We start from the raw sequence: 26,256 nt of genomic DNA, 5'->3' as shown, positions 1-26,256 counted from the left end.
CTTAGTTGCAACAGAACAGGAAGCTTTGCTTAATATCTTTACACCAATAGACTTCTTGCAGTTGTCGGGAACAGGGAATAGGGAACAGGGAATAGGGAACAGGGAACAGTGGACAAGAATTTACGTAAACACTATCAGAAAAATACTTTTGCAAGAGGTCTAATCTAGACTTATACTTCCTGGATAGCTCCCGACCTTGACCACTAGGCAGTTTCCCCAGTGGCTCTCCCTGCTGATAACATCACTTTTTTCTGTTTGATACCTTGAGCGGTCAGCTATCACCACTCAGCAGCTACTCCCTGCAAAATCTTATCACTGTTCCCTGTTCCCTGTTCCCTGTTCCCTACCTTTACCGATAAAATAAAAACTTCATAACAAAAAAAACTTAGATTGTCAAGGATTTTTATTTTTACGTAGCAAATGTTCACAAATATTAAAAAAGAATTATAATTAACTGTGTAAGGCGCTACAAAGTTATACCTTTATAAAATAATTAAGCATAAATACGCATTGACATTATTTTATAAATTGGTATTGGGCGGCAAAAGCTGACCTATCTATAGCGCAATGAAAAAGATTGGTGGATCGGAGTTACTTGAACAATACGCTAGGGGTAGACGAGACTTTAGTGGAGTAGATATCAGTGAAGCTGACCTGTTTGAAGCAGATATACAAGCAATTGACCTGAGCAGCAGCAATCTTAACAAGACTTACCTGCCTTACTCTAATCTAAGTCAAGCCAAGTTGCAGCAAGCTCAACTTCAAGCAGTTCAGTTAAGTGATGCCCAACTCTACCAGACCAATCTCTCTGGGGCGGATCTTCAGAATGCCAATCTGTTCAGAGCAAATCTACGTCGTGCTAATTTACAGGGGGCAAATCTCGCTGGTGCCAATCTCCAAGCAGCGGACTTGAGGGACACTGACCTTAGCCATGCCAATCTCAGCCATGCCAATTTGAGTAATGCTAACCTGAAAAGAGCTATCCTTACTAAGGCTCAGTTGAGGGGTTGCAACTTATTTCGAGCCGAGAACGTCGATATTTGTGATGCCTACTTGGATAGTTCGACGATTTATCCTGATGGGCATAGAGCAGATCTGTCTGAGCTTTAGGGCGGCAGCCCCGCGCTGTACCCAATAGGGTCAGCGTCTCAAAGTTACCGTAAGGATAGTGGAGCCTTTATGGTTGGTCGGTTATGCATAAAAGGGTTAAAACTTTATGATTAAGGCTCCACTAACAATCAGGTTTCGTCTCTAGGAAGGATAGCCCGGTGACGAGCGTAAAACGGAGTCACCAACTAGGACTCTTTGGGGACAGGGAAACGAGCTATTAAACTCCTCAGTAATTCAGAACAGGTCATTCCCCTGCGTTCAGCTTCTTGTTTCAGCTGTTTTTTCTCGAAATTAGTCAGTCGAATCATCAGTGTTTTATCTTTCATTATGCATTGACACATGTAATTACATCTGTTACTAGAATAATAGGTCGAAAAACAGGAGGCAGCAATAATGAGATCAGCATACCAGTACCGACTGCGACTAACTAAGTCACAGACTGCCAAAATAGAAAAGTGGTTAGACATGCTGCGCTATCAATATAACTATCTATTGGCAGACAGGTTTAACTGGTATGAACAGAATCGTTGCTCCATAAATTCCTGTCCTATTGTTTGTCATTTACCAAACCTAAGGAACAATCCCGACTATTTTTCTCAAAAGAGGACTCTACCTCAATTAAAGAAAGATAGACCTTGGTATGGAGAAATTCATGCTCATGTCTTACAAGACTGTGTTAAAAGAGTAGACCTGGCTATAGCGCGATTTTTAAAGGGTGACAGCAACGGAAAAAAGAGCGGAAGACCAAGGTTTAAAGGAAAGAACAGATATCGCTCCTTTACTTTTCCGTCTCTCTCCAAGAATCCTATCAATGGCAGTATTCTGACTCTTCCAAAATTTGGGCAAGTCAAGATGATCTACCACAGATCTATTCCTGAAGGATTCAAAGTCAAGACAGCTACTATAACCCGAAAGGCTGACGGCTATTATGTTACGCTGTCAATTCAAGATGATACCATTCCGGATGTTATTCCGATAGATAATGTTGCTAATCCCGTTGGTATAGATATGGGTCTTAAGTCTTTCTTGGTAAAATCTGATGGTTCCGAGGTGCTCATTCCTCAGTACTACCGAAAGGCTCAGAAGAGACTAAAGAAAATCCAAAAAGCTGTCAGCAGGTCTAAAAAAGGTAGCAACAACCGAAAAAAGGCTGTAACAAAACTTGGAAAAGCCCATAAGAAGGTTGCTGATACCAGAAAAGATTTCCATTTCAAGACCGCGAAAGAGTTGCTAGATAGTCATGATCTAGTGGCTCACGAAAAACTTAATATTAAAGGTCTGGCTAAAACCAAAATGGCAAAGTCAGTCCTTGATGCTGGTTGGGGTCAATTTCTGTCTATCTTGTCAGTCAAAGCCTTAAATGCTGGACTAATCACGAAAGCAGTAAATCCCCGCAACACTAGCCAAAACTGCTCTAACTGTGGAAAGAAAGTTCCCAAAAAAATAAAAGACCGCATTCATTCTTGTCCTCACTGTAGTTATGTGGCGGATCGGGATGTAAATGCGGCAATCAATATATTAAATTTGGCGGTAGGGCATTCCGTCAGTAATAAAGCTTACCGAGTAACCGAAGCAGTGGCTGGTGTTGGTAAGAAGCCCGCGTTGTCCCGTTAGGGCAACGTCGGGAGTATGTCACTGATCAAACACCTATCCGTTATCCACCAATGACTTTATCACGACGTCACTTCTTTGCCTTAGCCAGTGCTAGCACCGCCAGTGTAATTCTGGCATCCCCGTTGAAAGAGGTTTTTGCCAAGAAGGCTCTTGGTAAAGCATTTCGAGGTAAAGGCTTCGGTTCACTTCAGCCAGACCCTAATCAATTATTAGACCTGCCAGCCGGATTTAGCTATAAAATTTTATCCCGCACAGGTGACACCATGAGTGATAGCAATTTGGTGCCTGGTAGACCCGATGGCATGGGTGCTTTTCCTGCACCGGGAGGCAATACTGTCCTGGTGCGCAATCATGAACTTAGCCCCCATCAACTGGATAAACATGGATTGGTAGCAGTAGAGTATATCAAGTATGACCCCATGTGTCTGGGTGGGACGACAACACTAGTAGTGGGAGCCAATGGTCAACTGGTCAAACAGTACACTTCCCTTGCTGGTACTGAGCGAAACTGTAGTGGTGGACCAACCCCTTGGGGTTCATGGATTACTTGTGAAGAAAGCACCGTTACTCCCACCACTTATCCGGTAGATGACCCCAGAAGTGTTTCGATGAAGCACGGCTATAACTTTGAAGTGCCCATTACCGGTGAAGTAGTGCAAGCTGAGCCTCTAGTGGCAATGGGTCGTTTTAACCATGAAGCCGTTGCAGTAGATCCCAAGACTGGGATTGTTTATCAGACTGAAGACAGGATGGATGGTCTGTTCTATCGCTTTATTCCCAAGCAACCAAGCAACTTAAAAGCAGGGGGTGTACTGGAGGCATTAAAGATCCAGGGAACATTTCAGAAAATCACTGTTAAAAACTTCCCTGTCGGTAAACCCATGGCAGTAGAATGGGTTCGGATTGAGGATGTAGACCCGGAAGAAGATACTGTGCGGGTGGAAGGTTTTGCTAAGGGAGCAACCCAATTTACCAGGGGAGAAGGGGCATGGTACGGTAATAATGAGGTTTACTTTACCTGTACTAGTGGTGGTTCTTTAAATCCAAAGACTGGATGGGCCAATGGAGCTGGTCAAGTCTGGCGCTATGTTCCTGGTAGCAATCCCCAAGAGGGTGGCACCATTGAACTGTTTATTGAGTCCCATGACCGCAGCTTACTAGAACACCCAGATAATGTGACCATTAGTCCTTCTGGAGATCTCATCCTCTGTGAAGATGGTGGTGGTGACCAATTCCTGGTTGGGGTCAATCCTAAAGGTGAGCTTTACCAGTTGGCACGGAATGCCCTCAACAGCAGTGAATTTGCTGGTGCTTGCTTCTCACCCAATGGTCGGATCATGTTTGTGAACATTCAAGAGCCTGGTATCACATTTGCAATTCAAGGTCCTTGGGTTTAGAGTCTACAGGGGTGGTCAACTCATAGAAGTTGACACAATAAACAATACAAAATAAACAATCAGTCAATCAAGCACTTGACCGATGATAGTTCTATCCCCTCATTATCTCATCACTGCATCACTCGATGATCAATTTACTTTTATGAGCACTTGAGTTAACTGTCTGGCTGGTCTCAAGTGCTCTGGTCTTGGGGAGCAGGTCAAATTATTAGAACAAATGTACTAAAAACTCCTGACTGGTACTGAAGCCCCGAAAACACTGTAGTTCAAGGGTTTGTAGTTCAAGTGTTCTTACAAAATTGACCTGCTCCCCAAATATTCGGCGCTTTGTGACATGCTCCCCCTATTCCCCATTCCCCATTCCCCATTCCCCATTCCCCAGATAATGTACTAATGTTGCTGCATAAGTGGCATGCTCCCTGAGTTTTTCGTGAGATATGAGTTTTTCTATGAGTTTTTCTATGAGTTTTTCTATGAGTTTTATGAGGATCACAGATATATAACAGGGCTACTATTAAATTGTTCTGACAAATTGATGGGGAGCAAGTCTATGTTCCAGAACAAATGAACTATGTACCATATGAGCTTGGCTTTTACCCATGAGGGGGCTATAGCTAATGTACAAATGTTCTGCATAAGTGACATGCTCCCATCGCTTACGTCGCGCTCAGGTAATTCAAACATTGCGCAAACGCCAACCTATACTTGGGATTGCATCATCTATAAAGACGGTCTCAAGACAGGTAGCTTACGCTGTGGTACTGAAAAAACTTCCCAAAGCCTAATCTAGTCAGGTGTCTAGATTAACTTGGCTTTTGATCCTCAAGACTGTTAGATAGCCTGAAATTCTAGGGAACAAAAAAATAAGTTCTTTGATATTTTTAAGTCAGTTATGTCCAAAATGACATTTGATAAAAACTCTCATAACTTTCCCTGAATTTTTTGTCAGTAGCCGCGCTCTTGAACTAAAACTGAAGTTAGTAGAGCTTAATAAGGATAAATTACTTGATTACTATCCAAGGTCGTAACTATTATTTCCAAGACATTGAAAGGACAGTAGAAACTAGTCATCCTTCACTGCGACGAAATTTCGGTGCGGCCTTCACTATAGAGGTCAATGGTCACCAGCGGTTGGTGGTTGCTCAGGAGGTGAAGCAGAGTTATCAGCAAAACCTGGATATTAATGAGGTAATTGAGGCTATTGCTCAGGTGCTAGCTCAACACTATCACCTACAGGTCTATGGGGTGCTGCTGCTGGTTAGTGGCACTATTCCCAAAACTAAAAGAGGCACTATTCTACGCCATGCTTGTAAAGCCGCTTTTCTGACTGGAGGCTTGGATTTAGTAGGGGATTGGACTGAGAATCCTTGCAACAAAGCAGAGTTTCTACATCTACACGCGGAAGTAGAATCCCTAGCAGAGTGGTTGCAAATTCTGAAAAAACAGCACTTATTCTCGATTAAAAATAATCCTGAAGAGTACTGCCAACCAAAAGATCATACCAAGTTACATTCATACCTAGCACTTTCTTGTCATCACCCTATCACTGCATCACCTTTTGATTAAGATACTATCTTGGAGCGCAACTTAGTGTATGACAGGACTTTTTAAAACTGGTATAATAAAAAATATTGTCGATTTATCATAACATCAAAAAATTTTTGCAGATCTTTAATACTGCTCCCTGCTCCTTTTTTTTATCAATCCTATGTTTACATCTCAACTAAAAATACTATATAATTTAATTTTTGTAAGTTATAGCGATCGCTTAAAATTTTAGGGTAAACACATCTTATTTTTAAATAAATAATGGATATCAAAAATATATCCATTATTTATTTTTAACTATTTTATTAGTAAAAATTATATAATTTAAATACTTTTTTAAAGCTTAATTAATTGTCAATAAACTGATAAAAATAACTTAATAAATTTTATAATATAAATCGGATTTTATTATAAAATTTATTGTAAACTATTTATGGGCTTGGTGAAATAACAACTAAGCCTATTATCTTGTATTACAAAAGTGATCCATTTCCCAACTTCTACGGCGAAGTCTATTGATTACTTTCCAAAGATAGGGATCCGTGTCGGAATTGTGATAATTTCGTTCACTACTCCCTACTCCCTACTCCTTACTCCCTGTTCTCTTCAAAATAACTAATGACTATTATTACCAACTCTTGGATCACTCGCCCACAACCCAATCCTAAAGCCCGCCTGCGCCTATTTTGCTTTCCTTATGCGGGTGGTGCTGCTTCAAGCTTTCGCACTTGGCCAGACCCATTGGCACCCCATATCGAAGTCTGCCCAGTGGAACTGCCTGGACGGGGCAAGCGAATGCGGGAACCCCTGGTTACTAGCCTATTGCCTCTGATTGAAACCCTAACACCAGCTTTACTGCCCTATCTAGATATCCCCTTTGCCTTTTTTGGTCACAGTATGGGAGCACTCATCAGCTTTGAATTAGCCCGTCAACTCCGCCGCCAGGAAGCCCCGAGTCCTCGACACCTGTTCATTTCCGGTCGCCGCGCTCCTCAAGTACCTGCTCGAAAACCTCCCCTTCATAACTTGCCCAAGTCTGAGTTGATCGAAGCATTGCGTAAATATAATGGCACACCAGAGGCTGTGCTAGCAAACCAGGAGCTAATGGAGCTGTTTCTACCGATCCTGCGAGCGGATTTCGGGATTAACGAAACCTATACCTACACTAGCGAACCCCCACTTAATTGTCCGATATCTGCTTTCGGAGGTTTGCAGGATACCGACGCCAACAGTGATGAGCTTGCGGCCTGGCGTGACCAAACCAGTAGCACTTTCACGGTACACATGTTTCCTGGTGGCCACTTCTTTATTAATAATAATAAGGAGTGTAATCAGCTTTTGCAGCTGATCACAAAGTTTGCGATCGCGCCAGTGTGATTCCTTGGGTCTTTCCTTGAAAACCCGGTCTGGTGACGGAACGGGGAGCAAAAGGGTTTGAAAAGCTTTTTTTTGCTCACCCAATATGATCAGTCAACCAGGCATAGACGGTTGTCGCGAATGACAAACTCTTTCGGTATTGGTAGTCCATGCAGACTCCGTGCCACACTGCTCGTGTAGGCACCCGATGCATTCAGGATCACGCGGTCACCAACCTCTACTCTTGCCATCTTTTCGTTAAGACAAAAATAATCTGTCTCATAACAGGTACAACCTGCGAGGTCATGCACCAACATAGGTCCTTCTCGGAAAGGGATCTGAGCAACTGCTGGACATGGTGCCCAGAACATCAAGTTCCAAGCAGAGGTATCCAAAACCACAATGCGATGCCCAGAGGGATGATCGTCTGCTGCTTTGACCTCCGCAACCAGGTAGCCCGCCATCATAGTCAATAGCATTCCTGGCTCAATCACAAGCCGCACTGGTTGCTGGCGCTGGTTGTTGATACGAGTAATGGTTTTATTTACTAGATTCCAAACCCGTTGTGCTTCAGGTTTTTGCAGATGGAACAGGTAAGCCCAACCGCCGCCGAGATTGAGCACTTCAACTTTAGGAAAGATTTCCAAGCAAGATACTAGCAAATCAAGGGTCTGATGTAGATCTGCTTCTGAAAAAGTTTCACCTTCATGAACATGAAGATGGACGACCTCAAGCTTATGGGTTTGTATTAGGCTGTGTAGACCAGAATCTTTTGGATCAACTCCAAATCTACTCCACCTGGTTACTACATTCTTAGCCTTGGCATCTTCGTGAAAAGGAAGGCGAAGTCGAAGCCCAACTCTTTTGTCTGGGTTAGCGCTTTCACACCAGACACGCAACTGAGACAAACTGCACAAATCTGGAATCACACCCTCAGTTGCCAAACGCTTAAGGTCGGCAACTGAGAAGCCTGGTGCTGTAGAGTAGATTGGCCACAGCCCTGCTGCCATGGCAGCATCTAGCTCTTGTATGGTGGTAATGTCTGCTCCTAGCCCAAGTTTAGCCATATGACGCAACACAGATTGGCAGCGGTTTGCTTTAACAGCCAAACAAAGCTCAATATTCGGAATTTGTCTGAGGTCGTTTCGTAAAGCGGTTACAGTGTCAGTGATGGCATCTAGGTCGTACACCAGTGCCGGGGTGGGAATATCACTGGCAATCTTAAACAATTTCTCAGGAATAGTTGGAATAATTTTCATCCAATTTCTAAATTCAGCTACATCATCTCGCCATCCATCTTTTATTTCTTGGTTGTTATCGTCTTTTGAGATCATGCTACTGCCAAATCTTAATTGTTGTGAATAATTTGTTCTCGTTGCGTCGCACTCAAACTGTAAGCATTCAGCTATCAGCTATCAGCTATTAGCGTGTCGCGTATCAGCTATCAGCCAAAGGCCTGTGGCCACGCTACACTGAACAGTTTATGCCCATAGCGCACGCTACACCGAACAGCTTTTGAATAAAATAAGCTGACGGCTGTTCGCGTAGCGTGAGCTAAAAGCTCACGGCTGACGGCTGAATGCTTACCTCAAACTTGCTTTTACATCACTTTTTGGTAAACCATATATAAATCGTCGCGAGTCGCCTCTTTTAACTTAAACCCTGCCGCCTTCATCGTATCTTCTAGAAGTTGGCCGTACACCATTAAGAACTTATGGCGATCGCTCGCCACTATTTCACCTTCTTTTTTGAAACGATAATCTGTTTCCCAAAAGTACATTTCTTGATTGTCTAGGAAAGCGAGATGCTTTTGCTGAGCGTAAACAATGCCGTTGCCAATGTCTTGCTCGCCATCTGCATCAATTTCTTCGGCTTGAATGTTAAGTACAAACAAGCCTCCGTCAACTAAATGGCGGGCAATATTGTCTAACATTTTAACGGTGTCCTCAAAATTGGGCAGAAAACTGTATAAGTGGTAATCCTTACCAACCCGACATACACCTGCCGGACCCCCATGGGAATATATTCCATCAAAAGATTCCTGTAGATCCATTGATAACACATTACCTTCTACTACCTTTGCCCGATTTCCCAAACGAGCTTTACTCCGTTCTAACATAGCAGGACTAAAATCTATTCCAGTTATCTCATAGCTGGGATCTAATTCCAGCAGTTTTTCTGCAAGCAATCCCGTTCCCACCCCTATTTCGAGAAGTTTTTTCCGACCTTTGAGGATAGAGTCGAGGGACTGAGCTTCTTTCGGATAGTCGTAATACCCACTCTTCATAGTGGAGTCATAATACTCGGCAATGTCATCGTATTTATTCATAGTGGTAGCTCTCCCGCTTTTATTTAAGACTGTTTATTAAAACTGTTGAGCAAGCAAATTTTAAGACATCAAGGTCCTTTAGCCAAGCGCTGTTGTATATGCTCCGCGAGTTTGTATTTTGTTAAAATATCTAAGGCTAAGTAGGCGGCACCTCGAATAGTCCCCAAGCAATCTTTGCTTTGACAAATACAATCAAATTCTCTATCCATCGACCATTCCGTTGATGGATAGAAGAAAGTCATTTCCTCGCCAATTTTAATTTTAGTTATGGCTCTCACAACGCGATCGCTCGGAGCGAAAAATACATTGGGAGCGCAGCTATGATTGAGATACTGCAAAAACTCTGGGTCGAGCATAATATGTTGGCAATCGTCAATTTGGACGGTTAAATAATTAGGGCGATCTAGGCTTTTTTTTGCGCCAAATTTACAGATTACCTGTCCGGGCATAAACTCGACAGTGGTGTGTAGGGATTTGCTCCCAGTTTTACGACACTCCCGGAGCTCGGCCCATGATGCAACGTTTAGTTTTTTTTCAGCGATATAGTTTTTCACCAAGTCATCCATATAACTACCTCAGCCAAATTCTTTGGATGCAGTATTACCAAACTAAGCTAGTATACAATTATTTGGTATTATTGTAAAAAATATTTTGCAATAAAAGTCAAGGGTATATGACATCACCAATAATCAATTAGAAATTTAACCCATGAGCGAGACACCCATAACAATTACTTACTCCTTAGAGGAAGTCTTAAAAGACATAAACGGGAAGCTAGACAGCCTTCAAAAAGATGTCAACACGATAAACGAAACACTAATAAAAATAGAGAGCAAGCAAAACGCGATTGCAACGGATTTCAAAGAATTAAACGGTTCAAGCAAGGCACAAATTTGGACATTGATCGGCATTTTGGTCACAGCAGTTGGCGGTTTTGTGGTATGTGTTGGTCGTTTTGTTATTTCAGGCAACCCCTAATCTATCCTCAAAGGATGGATTGGAGCCAGCAGAGGTTAGGGATTTTAGAGTTAGCGATCGCGATCGCTAAATTCTTCCAATTTGATCAACACCAAGCCAAACTTAGTACCGAGATTCTGGCGGGAGTAACCACCTTTGTCACCATGGCATACATTCTGGTGGTCAATCCCGATATTTTGTCTAATGCCATTTTCCTCCAACAACCCAAGGATTTGTTTGGGGAATTAGTGATTGCCACCGGGATTTCAGCTGCTTTGGCAACCTTAGTGATGGGACTCTATGCCAAATATCCATTTTCCCTAGCACCAGGCATGGGTCTCAATGCCTACTTTGCCTTTTCAGTAGTGTTGGGTTTAGGCATAGATTGGCGGGTTGCTCTGGCTGCGGTTTTCATTGAAGGATTAATTTTTATAGTGCTGACGGTTACTGGAGTTCGCCGTAAAATTGTCACTGGGATTCCCGAATGCATTAAACAAGCCACCACCACAGGCATTGGTTTATTTATTGCTTATATTGGTCTCAATAGCTCAGGTATCATTACTCAGTCTCAGGCAACTACCACTACCTTGGGAGATTTGACTGAGCCAGCCACATTAGTAACCATTGTCGGGATTCTAATTACCTCAGCCTTGATCGCTCGACGCATTACCGGAGCCCTGCTGTGGGGTATTCTCGCCACCGCATTACTGGCATGGATTTTGGGGATAGCCCCTTGGCCACAAGGAATTGTTGCCTTACCCCAGTGGCCAGGAGATTTACTTGGTCAGGCATTTGTAGGTCTGTCACAGGTAGTTCAGACCAATATCTGGGAACTACTGAGTATCCTATTTGTGCTACTGTTTGTGGATCTGTTTGATACCGTTGGTACCCTAACTGGACTAGGAGTCAAAGCAGGTTATATCAATCAAAAGGGGGAATTTGCCCATGGGTCGCGAGCCTTTATGGCAGATGCAATCGGTACTACTGCTGGGGCAATCTTAGGCACCTCTACAGTAACCACCTATATTGAGTCTGCATCAGGACTATTGGAAGGGGGACGCACTGGCTTGACTGCCGTTGTTACTGCCATTTTATTTGCCCTATCCATAGTTTTCATTCCCTTTCTATCTGCCATTCCCAGCTTTGCCACAGCACCAGCCTTAGTCATGGTTGGAGTGTTGATGATCGGAAGTGTTATAAAAATCCATTGGGACGATCCAGCCGAGTCAATTCCCTCATTTCTCACCATCTTGATCATGCCTTTAAGTTATTCGATTGCTGATGGCTTAGCTGTCGGTTTAATTACCTTTCCTCTGTTGAAGGCTTTTCAGGGTAAAGTTCACGAAACGACTATTACCATGTGGATTTTAGCAACAGTATTTATCTTAAAGTTTGCCTTAGTAGGAGCTTGACAATCTCTTTTTATATACCATTTTCATTTGACAAGCCATGCCCGATTCCCGATTCCCGATTCCCGATTCCCTACTCCCGATTCCCGATTCCCTACTCCCGATTCCCGATTCCCTACTCCCTACTCCCTACTCCCTGTTCCCTTTGCTATTTAGAGAGTGTCAAACAAATCAGGACGGCGTTCTTTGGTTCTCTGAATTTGCTGCTCTTTACGCCAACGGTCAATTTCCCCATGATTTCCTGATAACAGAACTTCTGGAACCTTCCATCCCCGAAACTCAGCAGGTCTGGTGTACTGAGGATAGTCCAGTAACCCGGCTTCAAAGCTTTCTAATTTAAGGGATTCGGCTTTGCCTACTGTTCCTGGTAGCAACCGGGTGACACCATTAATCATGGCTAGGGCTGGGATTTCTCCACAGGTTAAGACAAAATCCCCCAGTGATACCTCTCGGGTGACTAAATGTAATACCCGCTCATCCACACCTTCGTAGTGTCCACAAATTATCACCAGCTGATCATAACCTGTGGCCAATTCTTTGAACAATTGCTGTTTCATCGGTTGCCCCTGGGGAGTCATTAAGATGACATCACGCTGGGGTAAAATGGGTAAAGACTCTACAGCCGCAAAAATCGGCTCTGGTTTCATCAACATTCCCACCCCACCACCGTAGGGTTCATCATCAACTCGTCGATGCTTGTCAGTAGCAAAGTCTCGGGGGTTGATCAGATGCACTTCGGCTATTTGTTTGAGGAGTGCCTTACCAAGCAGCCCTGAACTCAGGGGAGAGGTGAAGAAATCCGGAAACAGAGTGATAATGTCAAATCGCACAAGGAGTTAAGGGAGGGTAGGGGTCTGGAGCTAAGAATCCTGTCAGAAGAGGGTAACATACATAATCAGTGATTATGCATAAATGGTAAGGCTATAATGCGTGAATATCATTAAAAAATCACGGATTCAACGGAAAAATTGCTATAATGTGGCATTTTAACTAAAAAGCACTACTCAAAAGTATTCAACTCACCTCATGCCCATTACTAATATAATGCAGCAGTTAGAATCTCAATTGCAAATAATGAGGATGCCTAAGTCCACTCAACCAGCTATTTTGGTAATCGGCGGCGCTGAAGATAAAGTTCACGGACGAGAGATCCTGCAAACTTTTTTTCGGCGTGCTGGAGGAACTAATGCTCGCCTTGCCATTATCCCTTCAGCCTCCAGAGAACCAAGCGTGATTGGCAGTCGCTATCAACGCATCTTTCAAGACATGGGAGCCGAGGAAATTCGGTTGCTAGATATACGCGATCGCTATCAAGCAGAAAACCAAGACTTACTAGAGTACTTGGAAATCTGTACCGGGGTATTCATGACTGGAGGTGACCAACTACGCTTGTGCGGGCTACTAGCCGATACCCCCTTAATGGAAAAAGTTCGGCAGCGGGTTCATCAGAGCGAGATTACCATAGCTGGGACAAGTGCTGGGGCTGCAGTTATGGGTCATCACATGATTGCTGGTGGTGGTAGTGGTGAGTTTCCTAATCGTTCTTTGGTGGATATAACCATGGGCTTAGGAATCATTCCAGAGGTGATTGTCGATCAACATTTCCACCATCGGAATCGTATGGCACGCCTGATCAGTGCTATTTCGGAACATCCGGAGCGATTGGCCATCGGAATCGATGAAGATACCTGTGCTTTGTTTGAAAAAAATGGTTGGTTAGAAGTGATGGGTAAAGGCACTGTCACAATTATTGATCCCAAGGAAATGTCTTACACCAACCAGCCTAAGATTGGTCATAACGACCCGATCAGTATCCACAATCTGCGAGTGCATGTTCTGTGTCATGGCGATCGCTACCACTTTCAGAAGCGTTCGTTATTCGCAGTAGAAAGCTAAACCTTACCTCCTGGACAACAAGCGCAATAACCAGCCCACACTTTTGAGTATGGCTTTACCTGCCCTGTGCCAAGGGATGCAGCGCCTTAATCAGGGGTTTTCCTCATGACTGTAGTTGGGGGAACTCATCTGAGGACTTGCTGGGTGCAATGGATAATTATGGATAATTTTGAAAAAACTGTTCTGTGTCAACAGTTTTTTTTATCTCCAAGGTTGATAATAATAAGATTATCCCAAATCTAATCAGCAGCCTACCGGATCGCCTGATTCCCGGATTGGAGCTAGAGTTTTCAAGCGTGCCAATCGGCTCATAATGTGCCAAAGTAGTGCCAAAGTAGGCGATAAAGGCGGAATTTATTTGATAAATTGGGTCTTTAGGCTTCCTTGCACATTCAGCGAGCATCACCACCGAAGTTTCAGTTGATATGAGAATTCTGAGAATCCAGACTTTACGTGGCCCTAATTATTGGAGTATTGGACATCACAAACTTATTGTCATGCGTCTCGATTTAGAGGAATTGGCAAATACCCCCTCCAACGAGATTCCTGGCTTCTATAAGGGACTAAAGACTGTCCTACCCAGTCTGGAAGAGCATTTCTGTTCCCCTGGTGTCCGGGGGGGATTCCTTGCTCGGGTTGCCAGAGGCACCATGATGGGGCACATCATTGAACACGTTGCCCTAGAACTACAAGATCTGGCAGGCATGGGGGTTGGATTTGGTCGCACTAGGGAAACAGCGACACCAGGAGTCTACCAGGTCATATTTGAGTACATTGATGAGCAGGTGGGTCGTTATGCCGCTAGGGCAGCTGTGCGGCTGTGTCGTAGCATCATTGATAAGCAAACCTATCCCCAAAGTGAATTAGAACAAGACCTGAAAGATTTACAAGAACTGGCTAATAATTCAGCTTTAGGACCAAGCACTCAATCCCTGGTTAAGGAAGCCGAAGCCAGAGAAATTCCCTGGATGCAGCTGAGCGCGAGAGCGATGATTCAACTGGGCTACGGTGTCCACCAAAAGCGGATTCAAGCCACATTGAGTGATTATTCAGGGATTTTAGGGGTTGAGTTGGCTTGTGATAAGGAAGGTACCAAACAAATCCTGAGGGATGCTGGTGTACCGGTTCCCCGGGGGACAACGATTCGATTCCTAGATGAGTTGGAAGGGGCAATTGAGTATGTAGGTGGCTACCCGATTGTGATTAAACCCCTGAATGGGAATCATGGACGAGGCATTACCCTCGATATTAATAGCTGGGAAGAGGCGCAGACTGCCTATAAGACCGCCAAAGAAGTCTCCCGCTCTGTGATTGTGGAGCGCTATTATAAAGGTTTTGACCACCGGATTCTTGTGGTCAATGGCAAGGTAGTAGCGGTAGCAGAGCGTATCCCTGCCCATGTGGTGGGGAATGGTAGGTCTACGATTGAGGAACTGATTGAGCAAACTAACCTTGATCCCCATCGCGGTGAGGGACACGACAATCTCTTGACTAAAATTGTGTTAGACGCTACCAGTGACAGTGTATTGAAGAAGCAAGGGTACAGATTGGACAGTATACCCAGAAAGGGGGAAGTTTGTTACTTGCGGGAAACTGCCAATCTCAGCACTGGGGGTATTGCTGTAGACCACACCGATAACATCCATCCAGAAACTATCTGGCTGGCACAGCGGGTTGCCAAAATTATTGGTCTGGATATTGCTGGAATTGATATTGTCACCTCCGATATCACTAAGCCTTTACGGGAAGCTGATGGGGTGGTGGTTGAGGTGAATGCTGCCCCTGGCTTTAGGATGCATGTTTGTCCTAGTCAAGGTCAGCCCCGGAATGTGGCAGCACCAGTCCTAGATATGCTCTTCCCAAATGGCCAACCTAACCGTATTCCCATCATCGCGATTACAGGTACCAACGGAAAAACCACCACAACCCGCTTAATTGCCCATATCTATCGCCAAACTGGAAAGGTTGTGGGCTATACCACTACAGATGGCATCTACATTGATGAATATATGGTGGAAAAAGGTGATACCACTGGACCCCAAAGTGCTCAGGTAATTCTCAGAGACCCTACAGTTGAGGTGGCAGTCCTCGAAACTGCCCGGGGTGGGATCCTGCGTTCTGGCTTGGCCTTTGACAAATGTGATATTGGGGTGGTTTTAAATGTCTCCGCTGACCACTTGGGAATTGGAGACATCGACACCATTGAACAGATGGCCAAGGTGAAGAGTGTTGTGGCGGAAGTGGTGAGTCCGAAGGGCTATGCTATCCTCAATGCTGATGACCCCCTAGTCAGAGCTATGGCAGAAAAGGTAAAGGGTCAAGTGGCTTATTTCTCGATGAACTCAGAGAATGAGTTGGTCAAAAATCACACTAGTGGTGGTGGTCTGGCGGCGGTTTACGAAAATGGTTATTTATCTATCATCAAAGGGGATTGGACCCTGCGGATTGAGCAGGCAGTTAATGTGCCAGTGACAATTGGGGGACGGGCACCTTTTATGATTGCTAATGCTCTAGCTGCTAGTCTTGCTGCCTTTGCTCAAGGGGTCTCGATTGAGGCCATTCGAAAGGCATTGACCACATTTCGGGCTTCTGTAGACCAGACACCAGGACGAATGAATTTGTTCAATCTTGGCAGTTACCATGCTCTAGTGGATTATGCCCACAATGCAGCTAGTTACGAGGCATTGGGTAGTTTTGTGCGCAACTGGCCGGGAGAGCGCTTTGGGGTTGTGGGTGGTCCTGGGGATCGCCGGGATGAAGACTTTATTGAATTAGGACGACTCTCAGCAAAAATCTTTGACAGGATTATTATCAAAGAAGATGATGACTTAAGAGGACGTCCCAGTGGTGATGCAGCTGAGTTAATTCGTAAGGGCATACGAGAGGAAAATCGCGAGTCCAACTATGAGATTATCCTCAACGAAACAGAGGCAATTGATAGGGGTTTGGATAAAGTGGCTGATGGTGGTTTAGTGGTGATTCTGCCAGAAAGTGTCAGTCGTGCGATCAAACTCATTGAGGCTCGTCATCCCTTGCCGGATAATGGCCTTAAGGCAACCAGTGCTGACACCGAAGATGAGTTGAAGCCATCGGTGGTCAATTAAGTTGCGGTTGGTATTGGTTGAATGGTATTGGTTGAATGTTTAAAGTTGAAGGTTAAAGGTTGAAGGTTAAAGGTTGAAGGTTATTGGCCTTGCCTTAGGGTAGGTTGAAGGATGACGGTTGTTTGCGATCGCATTGAGGTGCTGGGCTACAGAAGATTGAGTGAAGGTGATCCCTAGATGGGATTAGCCCAAAGTATAAAACGCGATGTTCCTTCAGAACATCGCGTTTTATACAGCCATGGGATCGAACCTTGATGTGGGTGGTATGACTTCTTTAACAGCAAATGGCTACTAGTGGTTAATTTGTGTTCTCTACCATTTCTAGTGGAGATGTCAATATATTATAGCGTTTCTCAATTGGGTGAGGTACTTCCTCCTGGGTTAATGGGAGTAGGGAGTAGGGAATGGCCCATGGAAAAATTGAATGTACCTCATAACTATGAGAAACGCTATAGATTACATCCATTGTGCAAAAATAGATAAAATATGCATATTCTATCTCATCTTTATCAAAGCTTTTTATAGTTAAAGGTTTAGTGAATTTTCCGTAAACTTTATAATTTTTATCTGAGTTAGATATAAAATTTGATTGGATATAAGTAAGCCATCAATACCAAAAGTTTATAAAACTCCTAACTAATTACTTAAATCCAGCTTCAAACTATCTGTCTTCGATAGGTCAGTTCATGGTTATCGCGTGAGTCTTGGGGTCTAGATGGGCTAATTAATTGACTTGATATGCTTGATTTTTAGATGAACTGACCGGTTAATGAATAAACCAATAACCAATAAAATTACGATTTACTAGCTTTGACTAATAAGGTTTTTACTCGCTACTAACAGAGGCATTTTTGTGATTTTTTTTGGAATCTGTAACTGTCAACATATTGAAAGTTTACTGCATAACTTTTGGTGTTTGGCCTGATCAGTCTATAGATACTTCCTGCATCAGCTATCAGCACTCAGCTTTCAGCTAATGCACTAATTGCTTAATGCCTACCACTAGGGTAGTCATGGCAGTTAGTAATCGGTTGCTCATCAATACACAAGTTCTACTTAATTCAAACTTTAGAGGCAATAGCAATGACTGGGTTACAATCAACAACTGTAACAGCAACCGGCAACAATAACATTGATGGCTTACTGAGTGGGGTTAAGTGGTCTTCTACCTCACTGAGCTTTAGCTTCCCTAATAGCATCAATGACTATGAGTCCAATTATCCACACCGTACGTATCATGGAGCTAGCTTCCAAACCTTAAACGCAACCCAGCGAGCTGTGGCCGGGGCATGGATTGGGCCAGGGGGAGAATTCTATAATGTTTCCTTACTCAACCCGTCTGAACTGACCGGTGCCAATGACCGCAATGCCACCATTCGTATGGCCGAGTCTAACATACCGCCTGAATTAGGAAGCAATACAGCGTGGGCCTATTACCCTGCCAACACTGTCCAAGGAGGCGATATCTGGTTCAATCCTAACGATTACAATAACCCCGTCATTGGCAACTTTGCTTATCATACCTTCGGGCATGAACTTGGTCATGCCTTGGGCCTGAAACACGGTCATCAGATTGGTGGTGTTAGTAATGTCGCTATGAACTCCGATCGCGACTCCATGGAGTTCTCGATTATGACCTACCGCTCCTATGTCGGGCATTCGGCAGATCACTATACCAACGAGGAATTCGGATATGCCCAGTCCCTGATGATGTACGATATTGCGGCGATCCAACATATGTATGGTGCATGGTTTGGCTACAATGCTACCAACACCACTTATAAATTCTCAACCACTACCGGGGAGATGTTTGTCAATGGTGTCGGGCAAGGCACACCTGGTGCTAACCGCATCTTCCGCACCATCTGGGATGGTAATGGGATTGATACCTACGACTTCTCTAACTACACCACTAATCTATCCATCGACCTGAGTCCAGGTGGTTGGTCTAACCTTGATACCAGCGGGGGGCACTTCCAGCAAGCCTATCTAGGCAACGGTCATTATGCCCGTGGCCATGTCTTCAATGCCCTTCAATACAACGGTGATAGCCGCTCGCTGATTGAGAATGCCTATGGTGGCTCAGGGAATGACCGCATCTCTGGTAACAGCGCTAATAATAAGCTGCTGGGAAATTCTGGAAATGACACCCTCTACGGCTATGGAGGCAATGATACCCTTGATGGTGGAACTGGAAATGATACCCTTGATGGTGGGAATGGTGATGACTTGCTCTATCTCGGTGATGGTAACGATTACGTTAATATTACCTCCTTGGGTGACGACACTTTTCACGGCGGCAATGGTAATGATTACATTTACGGGTATACTGGCAACGAACGCTACTACGGCGATGCTGGCAATGATACTCTAAAAGGGTTTTCCGGTGACGATACAATGATTGGAGGTGCAAACAGTGACACACTGTTTGGCGGGTCAGGGGATGATGTCCTCACAGGTTCAAATCCTAATGTCTTCAATTCTGGTACTGGTGAATATGATAATCTGACTGGTAATGCCGGAGCAGATATCTTTGTCTTGGGTGACTCCTATGAAGCTTACTATCGAGGTGTTGGATATGCTAACATTCTTGACTTCAACTCGAATGAAGGCGATCGCATCCGAGTCTTTGGCAGTGCCAGTAGCTACTCTCTGTATTATAGTGTTACTGACCCCTCAGACATTACCATCTTTTACCAAGGTGATCTCATCGGTATCCTCGATGAGACGACAAACGTGTCTATAAGCCGTGATTTTATCTTCGTCTAGGGGTATGTGGTCGAGAGACTTGTGTTAGCTAACTTATCGAGGGTAGACTAACCCCAGGGCAAACGCATCTAAATTCCAAAACCCTTATCCAGTCAGGATTTCATCAATTGATTAAAAACAGGACTCGTACGCTGAAATCCTCACCCCGCCAGCATGTACAAAAATAAGATGCGTTTGCCCTGAGACTAACCCCGTCAGGAGGTGGAAGTTTTGAGAAAGAATCGATGGTTTAAAACCTATTATTTCATAGTTGTTTTTGGTGCTACAGCTTTTGGAGCTACTTTATTAGCTGTTTCAAAGCCGTTTTCTCAAGCAACAGTTCCATACCAAAACGACGAACATCAAATGACTGGTCAACAAGGATTTCAGTCCAAGAGTGAAAATGAGATAGTTCATTTTTATGCTGAAAAATTTAATTTTGAAGCCCATGTGGACTTTCCCTCTTCAGTCCTGACCAATCCAGATAACTATGCCGAGTCTATCACTGACGATAATAATGGGGCTTTCGATATTACTTTGATCAATCAGGGTAATACTATCAAATATCTGTTTCAAGTTTCCAGCATACCTAAGCAGCAATGCGAATCAGATGCTACTAGAGCTTGTCTTCAGGGGGGAGCAAATGCACCAGCCAGAGGCAATGTTGCGGAGATTCAATTGTCGTTGCCAGGCAAGAAATTAATGCCAGGAACCTATAGGGTTCGACCAGGTGGAACAACACCCGTGGAAGAGGTGATCACTTACTCACGGCAATTATACTCAGACCCTTCTCATGGCCAGTTAGGATGCCAGACATGGGGCAATGGGGAGCTGAATGTTAAAAAGGCTGTTTATAATGCCAAGGGCAAGCTAGATTATCTGGAAGCAAGCTTGTTTCGAGTGTGCGAACAAACAGCACCTTTTCCAGCTATATTACCACAGGACAATCTGTTGGAGTTTGAAGCAGAAAAGATCCCAAAATACATATACCATGCTTCTTGGTATTGTCAACTGAATAGCAAGTAGATTAACAAAAAAAAATTGCTGATTTTGGGTATGATTGTGCCAAATTTTTGGTGTGATAAAACTCTCAAAGTCCTCCAAAATTGGTGGATTTAGGGGGCTTTAACAAAACCAGATGATCGCGCATTGATTCCTCGATTCAGCAACGCCGACAAAAAATTGACCCTAGCAGGTCTATTGATGAGTTTGATGACAGGGCTGCTAGTAATCAAGTGGTCTTTGACTCAATACTTGAACAGGACTTACCCATAAAATACACCTGTAGGGTGCGTTGCAACGCACCTTACGCTATTGGTTACTTGGTAGCGATACAATAAGCTCCTTAGATCCTTTCAATTGGGATTACGCAACATGGAGTGGTTCTTTTCCTAACCTCAACCCTGGTTCTTACTATATCATTGGGTTTATTGATCCTAGCACGTCTATTGATGAGTTTGATGACAGCGCTGCTAGCAATCAAGTGGTCTTTGACTCAATACTTCAAGTTCAATCTTTATTTTAGTAAGCATTCAGCTAATGCGCTACGCGCACGCGTGCGCGTTCAGCTATCAGCTAATGGGTAGGTCCCAGGGTCGTTCGCACAGCGTGGCCAAACGCGCCCCGCGTGGCCTTTTGGCCAAGGCCAAAGCCTTTGCCACAAAGCTGACCGCTGACTGCTGACCACTGACCGCTGACTACTTAAATATCAGCTTTTCAAGGCAGCCAATCTTGATCTAATAATTGTTCGAGAGCATAGGGACAGTCTTCAGGAAATTGAATCATCATAGCGGTTTTTTTTCTGACATATTTTAAGGCTTTTTTATAAACTTTGGCTTGATTTTCTTGTAAATGATTGCGGAGATTTTTAGTTAAATACTCGTCCAGTTGGGTTCTAAAGCTCATAATTTCCGCTTGCCAATGGTTCGCGTTATAGTCATATTGCTCTTGCCAATATTTCAGGAGTAATAAATGTCGGATAATTTGTTCTAAAAAACTTTCAACTGTTAATTTATCTCGACGACTCAATCCTTCTAATTCCTCAATTAAATGCTCTATGTCGAGATTTCCTAGTCGTTTTTCTTTTAGGAGTTTCAGAGTTTCTAATAACCATTTTTCATTATCAACATCATACAGAGAATATAGATCACTTGTTTTAGTCATTGCTTTACTCTATAGCGGTTCTCAAGCTAGTAAGGAGTTTTTGGGTTTTAGGGAACAGGGAACAGGGAACAGGGAGCAGGGAGCAGGGAGCAGGGAGCAGGGAGCAGGGAGCAGGGAGCAGTAAAGTCAAAAGAGGGAAGAAGTAAAAAAATATTTGTACCTCATTAGGCTAAAAACAGCTATACTTATTTTGTTACCTTCCATTAGCGTCTTTAGATTGTCCAATTAGAGGATATCTGAAAAGTTTTTTGATACTGAATTTTGCCCCCCTAGCCCCCCAACTTTGGGGGAAGAGTCAATTTGCTTCTAAAAGTCCCCCGACCGAGGGATTGCTCGCTCGGGGGACCAACGGGGGCTTGGATGTAGCAAATGAGACTTCTCAGACAACCTCTTAGATTATCGATGTAGCTATCCCAAGACATTTTCTTGAGTTTCCTTGAAAATTTTACTTCTTAGGAAATTATACAATATTTTAACTTCCCATCCTGGGAGGGGTTAGGGGTGGGTTACTATTATAAATGAACTGCTCCCTGCTCCCGATTCCCGATTCCCGATTCCCGATTCCCGATTCCCGATTCCCGATTCCCGATTCCCGATTCCATTTAACTTTCATACATTTCTAACGGCAATCCATCTGGGTCTTGAAAAAACGTAAATCGCTTCCCAGTATGCTCATCAATTCTAATCCTTTCTACATCCACACCCTTGGATTTGAGATAATTCACCGACGCTTGAATATCATCTACTTGAAATGCTAAATGTCTCAATCCGCAAGCTTCAGGACGACTAACTCGTTCAGGAGGATTAGGAAAGGAAAATAACTCAATCCTATCCCCATCACCCACTTGTAAATCCAATTTATAAGAATTTCTAGCAGCTCGGAAGGTTTCTTCAATAATCGAAAACCATAAAATATCCACATAAAACTGTTTCGATTTTTCATAATATGAGCAAATAATCGCTACATGGTGAAATCCTTTAGTCTTCATAAAAATAATCTGAAATTAAGTAAGAGATGAATAATTTTAAATCAAGAAAGCTCATCCCCCATAGTATAGAACCAGATTCAACCAACTTTTGAGGATTTTGCTAGACTGGCAGATATAAAACCCATCATCAAAAGGATATATATCCAAAGGATAAGGAAATTATATATGCCCCCAACCCTACTTCTATCCAAAGAACTACCTACTCTGGAATACCAATCCACATCCTCAAGCTTTGATGAAAGCTGGAGAGCTCCCCTTTCCACCCTCCTGGGATTAGGACGAGCAGCTGGTGCTGATTTCATTGAGTTTTTCCTAGAACGGGTCAACTACATCAGCTGTCTTGCTGAAGATGATGCCATTACTAGCATTTCTCCCCGCCTTTCCTCTGGTGCTGGTATCCGAGTGTTTCGGGGTAAGTCAGATTGCTATGTTAGCACTAATGACCTATCCTTTTCGGGGCTAAAAGCGGCTTTGGAGAAAGCCCTGTCTATTCAAGGGCTGGAATTACCTACCCCTAATGCCTTTATCCCAGAAACTAACCTGGAACTGTTGCGGGATTACGCTACTGCTAAAGGCAAAGACACTTGGCTATCCGGTTGCAGTTCCATGGCAGAAATGGGAGAAGTACTCCTGGATGCCAATGGGGCACTCCAGCGCAAGGCTAGCCATGTCCAATCCCGACGGGCTATTTATTTCCGGGATTGGCAGGAAGTTCTGGTAGCAGCTAGTGATGGCACCTTTGCCAGAGATATTCGTTTAACTCAGTCTGTGGGATATAACCTACTATGTGCTGATGGCGACCATCGCTCTTCGATTGGCAAGCGTGCTGGTAGTACCGGTAACCCAGAGTTTCTAAGAGCCTGGGATTATAATGGTACTGCTGAGGAAGTTGCTGAATCTGCTGGTAAGATGCTCTATGCGGATTACGTAGAGTCTGGAACTTACCCGATTATCATGGCCAATTCCTTTGGTGGGGTAATTTTCCATGAAGCCTGTGGACATCTGTTGGAAACGACCCAGATTGAGCGGAAAACTACTCCGTTTGCTGACAAAAAAGGCGAGAAGATTGCTAACGAAAGCCTTACTGCCTGGGATGAAGGGTTATCTGACAATGCCTTTGGAACCATTGATATGGATGATGAGGGCATGCCAGCCCAAAGAACTCTGTTGATAGAAAATGGCATACTGAAGAATTTTATCGCCGACCGGGCAGGGTCTCAGCTGACTGGACACCCCAGAACAGGTAGTGGCCGCCGTCAGAATTATGCCTATGCTGCTGCTTCACGGATGCGCAATACCTACATTGCTCCTGGTGATTACGAGGTAGAGGATTTATTTGCTTCTATCGATAAAGGTATTTACTGCAAGCGGATGGGCGGTGGTAGTGTTGGTGCTACTGGGGAATTTAACTTTGGTGTCGATGAAGCCTATTTGATTGAAAATGGCAAAGTCACTAAACCCCTGAAAGGGGCAATTCTGATTGGGGAAGCTAAGGAAATTATGAATAAGATTTCCATGTGTTCCAAAGACTTAGGATTAGCCGCTGGTTTCTGTGGTTCCATTAGCGGCAGTGTTTATGTCACCGTCGGTCAGCCTCATATCAAGGTAGATTCGATTACGGTTGGTGGACGGTAAGTTACCCCAGCAGCCAGGCTTTGGGACTAGTGTTAGACTATCATCTCCGGTTGAAGACTTATCGTAAGCATTCAGCGATTAGCTAATCGCTGAATGCTGATCGCTGTTCGCGTAGCGTGCGCGTAGCGCATACGCTTACATCCGAAGTGATTAACCGGATTTGATATGATGCCTCTTTTTTTTGTTAACCCAACATTCAAAATTTAAGATAACATGACCAAGATTAATGAGATAGCTGATTCGGCGATTGCGATCGCAAAACGCCTGGGAATTGAAAAATTCGATATTTATGGCTCTGCAGTGGATGAAGCTGGTGTTCAAGTAGACCAGGGTGAGCCAAAACAGGTTGAGGCATCTAATCGCTCTGGTGTAACTGTACGGGTTTGGAATCAAGACCAGAAAGTAGGCATTACTTCAACTACCGATACCAACCCAACTGGGTTGGAACTAGCCTTAAAAACCGCTTATGAGGCGAGTAGTTTTGGGGTGAAGGAAAACGCCCCAGACTTTAGCCCTGAGTCAACAGTATCGATTCCAGAGATTCCCAATAATCAAGTGCCTCAACAGCCAGTATCTAAATTAGTAGAAACCCTACTGGATTCAGAGAAAAAGTTACTGGACGCTCACTCAGCTATTGCCGGAGTTCCTTACAATGGACTATCTCAACGGGATGTTGAGCGCTTTTATCTCAATAGTGATGGGGCATTGCGCCAGCAAGCTAGCTCTTCTGCTTCCATTTATCTTTATACCAAAACTGAGGAAGAAGGGAAAAAGCCCCGTAGTGCTGGTGCCTATAAGATTAGTCAAGGTTTAGAAACTCTGGATATTCAGACTTGTCTGCAAGAAGCTGCTGAGAAAACCATCAGTCACTTGAACTATGAGAAAGTTAAGTCCGGAAAATATCGGGTAGTGTTCTCTCCCGAAGCTTTCCTGAGTCTACTGAATGCTTTTTCTAATTTATTTAATGCTCAGAATATTCTAGACAAGCAAAGCCTCTCGACTCCCGAGTCTCTAGGTACTCCAATTGCTTCTCCTCTGCTTTCTGTTTGTGATGATGAGCTACATCCAAAGAATGTAGCACCGGTCTATTTTGATGGAGAAGGAACACCTACTCGTCGAGTACCCATAATTACAGAAGGGGTGTTAAGCAATTTTCTGCACAGTGCTGGCAGCGCCAAACGCCTGAATGCTCAACCAACAGGTCATGCCAATATGGGGGCAAAAGTTACAGTTAGCCCTAATTTCTATCATGTTTTTCCTGGTCAATCTGCTGAACAAGAATACAGCTTGGAGCAAGCCGAAAATGTGATTTGGATTGATGAGGTGAATGCGCTTCATGCGGGAGTTAAAGCACTCGAAGGTTCCTTTTCTCTACCCTTTGATGGTTGGATGGTGAATAAAGGAGAATTAACTAGTATTGATTCCGCAACCGTAGCCGGAGATTTTCGGGAACTGCTGAAATCCATTATTTATGTGGAAAAAGAGCCTGAGTTTACCTCTGGTGGAGTGTGTCCAAAAATCTGGGTTGATGGTTTGTCCATTACTGGGGATTAAGGGTTTAATGTTAAAAGGTTGTTCGCGTAGCGTGGCCTTTTGGCCAAGGTTATTTGGTTGAAGGTTGAAGGTTGAAGGTTAAGAGGTTGTTCGCGTAGCGTGGCCTTTTGGCCAAGGTTGAAGGTTAAGAGGTTGTTCGCGTAGCGTGGCCTTTTGGCCAAGGTTGAAGGTTGAAGGTTGACGGTTAAGAGGTTGACGGTTGACGGTTGATTGATAAAACTGAAAAATTAGTAACTTTTTTAAGCATTCAGCTGATAGCTGAATGCTTATTTTTTTAGATTAACTCCCCGGCTAACCTGTCGCGCATTTAAATTGGTTATTATATCATGTCAGGATAATTACCCTTAATAAAAATCTCCCTATCTCCCTATCTCCCCATCTCCCCATCTCCCCATCTCCCCATCTCCCTATCTCCCTCTCTCCCCATCTCCCCATCTCCCCATCTCC

25 protein-coding genes are annotated in these 26,256 nt (G+C 43.9%); 15 read left to right on the top strand and 10 right to left on the bottom strand.

Translation table 11 applies throughout. The features are described from left to right. Nucleotide 1: 1 nt before the first annotated feature. On the bottom strand, nucleotides 2-154 hold the full coding sequence (locus tag F6K51_RS18965; RefSeq protein WP_158069392.1) for a hypothetical protein: 153 nt from the start codon (nucleotides 152-154) through the stop codon (nucleotides 2-4). A 413-nt stretch (nucleotides 155-567) separates the two neighbouring features. On the opposite strand from F6K51_RS18965, the gene F6K51_RS18960 reads away from it, so the two are divergent. From F6K51_RS18960 to F6K51_RS18935, 6 genes are all read left to right on the top strand, one after another. After that, the gene (locus F6K51_RS18960) at nucleotides 568-1,110 is read left to right on the top strand and encodes a pentapeptide repeat-containing protein (RefSeq protein ID WP_293022864.1); all 543 of its coding nucleotides are present in this window, start codon (nucleotides 568-570) and stop codon (nucleotides 1,108-1,110) included. Nucleotides 1,111-1,503: 393 nt separating this feature from the next. Next, nucleotides 1,504-2,724 carry a transposase gene (locus tag F6K51_RS18955; RefSeq protein WP_293022861.1) on the top strand — a complete coding sequence of 407 codons (1,221 nt, stop codon included), beginning with the start codon at nucleotides 1,504-1,506 and terminating at the stop codon, nucleotides 2,722-2,724. Between the two features lie 50 nt (nucleotides 2,725-2,774). Beyond that, nucleotides 2,775-4,121, top strand: a complete 1,347-nt coding sequence (locus F6K51_RS18950) for an alkaline phosphatase PhoX (protein ID WP_293022858.1) — start codon at nucleotides 2,775-2,777, stop codon at nucleotides 4,119-4,121. 1,005 nt (nucleotides 4,122-5,126) lie between these two features. Then, a complete protein-coding gene (locus F6K51_RS18945; protein ID WP_293022855.1) occupies nucleotides 5,127-5,687 on the top strand; it encodes a hypothetical protein in 561 nt (186 codons plus the stop codon). A gap of 463 nt (nucleotides 5,688-6,150) precedes the next feature. Continuing rightward, nucleotides 6,151-6,288: a hypothetical protein gene (locus tag F6K51_RS18940; RefSeq protein ID WP_293022852.1), complete on the top strand. Its 138-nt coding sequence runs from the start codon at nucleotides 6,151-6,153 to the stop codon at nucleotides 6,286-6,288. Continuing rightward, nucleotides 6,288-7,046: a thioesterase II family protein gene (locus F6K51_RS18935; RefSeq protein WP_293022849.1), complete on the top strand. Its 759-nt coding sequence runs from the start codon at nucleotides 6,288-6,290 to the stop codon at nucleotides 7,044-7,046. Before F6K51_RS18940 ends, F6K51_RS18935 begins: the two co-directional genes overlap by 1 nt. Nucleotides 7,047-7,135: 89 nt before the next feature. Here the strand turns inward: F6K51_RS18935 and F6K51_RS18930 are convergent, their stop codons facing one another. The 3 genes from F6K51_RS18930 to F6K51_RS18920 all read right to left on the bottom strand — a co-directional run bounded on the left by F6K51_RS18930 (nucleotide 7,136) and on the right by F6K51_RS18920 (nucleotide 9,920). After that, nucleotides 7,136-8,359 (bottom strand): hypothetical protein, encoded by a 1,224-nt coding sequence (locus F6K51_RS18930; protein WP_293022846.1) that lies wholly within the window; start codon nucleotides 8,357-8,359, stop codon nucleotides 7,136-7,138. Between the two features lie 266 nt (nucleotides 8,360-8,625). Further along, complete coding sequence (locus F6K51_RS18925; RefSeq protein WP_293022842.1) at nucleotides 8,626-9,354, bottom strand: class I SAM-dependent methyltransferase; 729 nt, start codon at nucleotides 9,352-9,354, stop codon at nucleotides 8,626-8,628. A gap of 68 nt (nucleotides 9,355-9,422) precedes the next feature. Next, nucleotides 9,423-9,920: an SET domain-containing protein-lysine N-methyltransferase gene (locus tag F6K51_RS18920; RefSeq protein ID WP_293022839.1), complete on the bottom strand. Its 498-nt coding sequence runs from the start codon at nucleotides 9,918-9,920 to the stop codon at nucleotides 9,423-9,425. Between the two features lie 142 nt (nucleotides 9,921-10,062). On the opposite strand from F6K51_RS18920, the gene F6K51_RS18915 reads away from it, so the two are divergent. The 3 genes from F6K51_RS18915 to F6K51_RS18905 are packed head-to-tail and all read left to right on the top strand — an operon-like array spanning nucleotide 10,063 to nucleotide 11,876. Continuing rightward, nucleotides 10,063-10,332, top strand: coding sequence for a hemolysin XhlA family protein (locus F6K51_RS18915; RefSeq protein ID WP_293022836.1), 270 nt, complete (start codon nucleotides 10,063-10,065; stop codon nucleotides 10,330-10,332). 14 nt (nucleotides 10,333-10,346) lie between these two features. After that, entirely contained in the window at nucleotides 10,347-11,723 is a 1,377-nt protein-coding gene (locus F6K51_RS18910; RefSeq protein ID WP_293022833.1) for an NCS2 family permease, read from the top strand. 27 nt (nucleotides 11,724-11,750) lie between these two features. After that, complete coding sequence (locus F6K51_RS18905; protein WP_293022830.1) at nucleotides 11,751-11,876, top strand: hypothetical protein; 126 nt, start codon at nucleotides 11,751-11,753, stop codon at nucleotides 11,874-11,876. Here F6K51_RS18905 and trmD read toward each other — a convergent pair. Then, on the bottom strand, nucleotides 11,873-12,550 hold the full coding sequence (gene trmD, locus F6K51_RS18900; protein WP_293022827.1) for a tRNA (guanosine(37)-N1)-methyltransferase TrmD: 678 nt from the start codon (nucleotides 12,548-12,550) through the stop codon (nucleotides 11,873-11,875). The two genes, F6K51_RS18905 and trmD, sit on opposite strands and share 4 nt — an antisense overlap. A 214-nt stretch (nucleotides 12,551-12,764) precedes the next feature. Between trmD and F6K51_RS18895 the strand changes: the two genes are divergently transcribed. Beyond that, on the top strand, nucleotides 12,765-13,616 hold the full coding sequence (locus F6K51_RS18895) for a cyanophycinase (protein WP_293022927.1): 852 nt from the start codon (nucleotides 12,765-12,767) through the stop codon (nucleotides 13,614-13,616). 425 nt (nucleotides 13,617-14,041) lie between these two features. Continuing rightward, complete coding sequence (gene cphA, locus F6K51_RS18890; RefSeq protein WP_293022824.1) at nucleotides 14,042-16,720, top strand: cyanophycin synthetase; 2,679 nt, start codon at nucleotides 14,042-14,044, stop codon at nucleotides 16,718-16,720. Nucleotides 16,721-17,018: 298 nt separating this feature from the next. Here cphA and F6K51_RS18885 read toward each other — a convergent pair whose 3' ends face one another. Next, nucleotides 17,019-17,186, bottom strand: coding sequence for a hypothetical protein (locus tag F6K51_RS18885; RefSeq protein WP_293022822.1), 168 nt, complete (start codon nucleotides 17,184-17,186; stop codon nucleotides 17,019-17,021). A gap of 617 nt (nucleotides 17,187-17,803) precedes the next feature. On the opposite strand from F6K51_RS18885, the gene F6K51_RS18880 reads away from it, so the two are divergent. Both F6K51_RS18880 and F6K51_RS18875 read left to right on the top strand, forming a co-directional pair. Then, entirely contained in the window at nucleotides 17,804-19,489 is a 1,686-nt protein-coding gene (locus F6K51_RS18880) for a M10 family metallopeptidase (RefSeq protein ID WP_293022820.1), read from the top strand. Between the two features lie 210 nt (nucleotides 19,490-19,699). Continuing rightward, nucleotides 19,700-20,494 carry a hypothetical protein gene (locus F6K51_RS18875; protein WP_293022818.1) on the top strand — a complete coding sequence of 265 codons (795 nt, stop codon included), beginning with the start codon at nucleotides 19,700-19,702 and terminating at the stop codon, nucleotides 20,492-20,494. A gap of 690 nt (nucleotides 20,495-21,184) precedes the next feature. On the opposite strand, the gene F6K51_RS18870 is transcribed toward F6K51_RS18875, so the two are convergent. The 3 genes from F6K51_RS18870 to F6K51_RS18860 all read right to left on the bottom strand — a co-directional run bounded on the left by F6K51_RS18870 (nucleotide 21,185) and on the right by F6K51_RS18860 (nucleotide 22,620). After that, nucleotides 21,185-21,631 (bottom strand): DUF29 domain-containing protein, encoded by a 447-nt coding sequence (locus tag F6K51_RS18870; protein WP_293022815.1) that lies wholly within the window; start codon nucleotides 21,629-21,631, stop codon nucleotides 21,185-21,187. A 4-nt stretch (nucleotides 21,632-21,635) separates the two neighbouring features. Continuing rightward, nucleotides 21,636-21,761, bottom strand: a complete 126-nt coding sequence (locus tag F6K51_RS18865; protein ID WP_293022812.1) for a hypothetical protein — start codon at nucleotides 21,759-21,761, stop codon at nucleotides 21,636-21,638. 472 nt (nucleotides 21,762-22,233) lie between these two features. Further along, complete coding sequence (locus F6K51_RS18860; RefSeq protein WP_293022809.1) at nucleotides 22,234-22,620, bottom strand: VOC family protein; 387 nt, start codon at nucleotides 22,618-22,620, stop codon at nucleotides 22,234-22,236. A 165-nt stretch (nucleotides 22,621-22,785) separates the two neighbouring features. On the opposite strand from F6K51_RS18860, the gene F6K51_RS18855 reads away from it, so the two are divergent. Both F6K51_RS18855 and F6K51_RS18850 read left to right on the top strand, forming a co-directional pair. After that, a complete protein-coding gene (locus F6K51_RS18855) occupies nucleotides 22,786-24,255 on the top strand; it encodes a TldD/PmbA family protein (protein WP_293022807.1) in 1,470 nt (489 codons plus the stop codon). A 213-nt stretch (nucleotides 24,256-24,468) separates the two neighbouring features. Then, on the top strand, nucleotides 24,469-25,809 hold the full coding sequence (locus tag F6K51_RS18850) for a TldD/PmbA family protein (RefSeq protein ID WP_293022804.1): 1,341 nt from the start codon (nucleotides 24,469-24,471) through the stop codon (nucleotides 25,807-25,809). Here the strand turns inward: F6K51_RS18850 and F6K51_RS18845 are convergent. Then, complete coding sequence (locus F6K51_RS18845) at nucleotides 25,806-25,970, bottom strand: hypothetical protein (protein WP_293022802.1); 165 nt, start codon at nucleotides 25,968-25,970, stop codon at nucleotides 25,806-25,808. The two genes, F6K51_RS18850 and F6K51_RS18845, sit on opposite strands and share 4 nt — an antisense overlap. Nucleotides 25,971-26,256 lie beyond the last annotated feature (286 nt).

The organism is Moorena sp. SIO3I8 (genome assembly GCF_010692325.1).
Taxonomy (GTDB): Bacteria; Cyanobacteriota; Cyanobacteriia; order Cyanobacteriales; family Coleofasciculaceae; genus Moorena.
The sequence above is the reverse complement of the archived record's forward strand: the minus strand, read 5'-3'. Positions and strand labels throughout refer to the sequence as shown.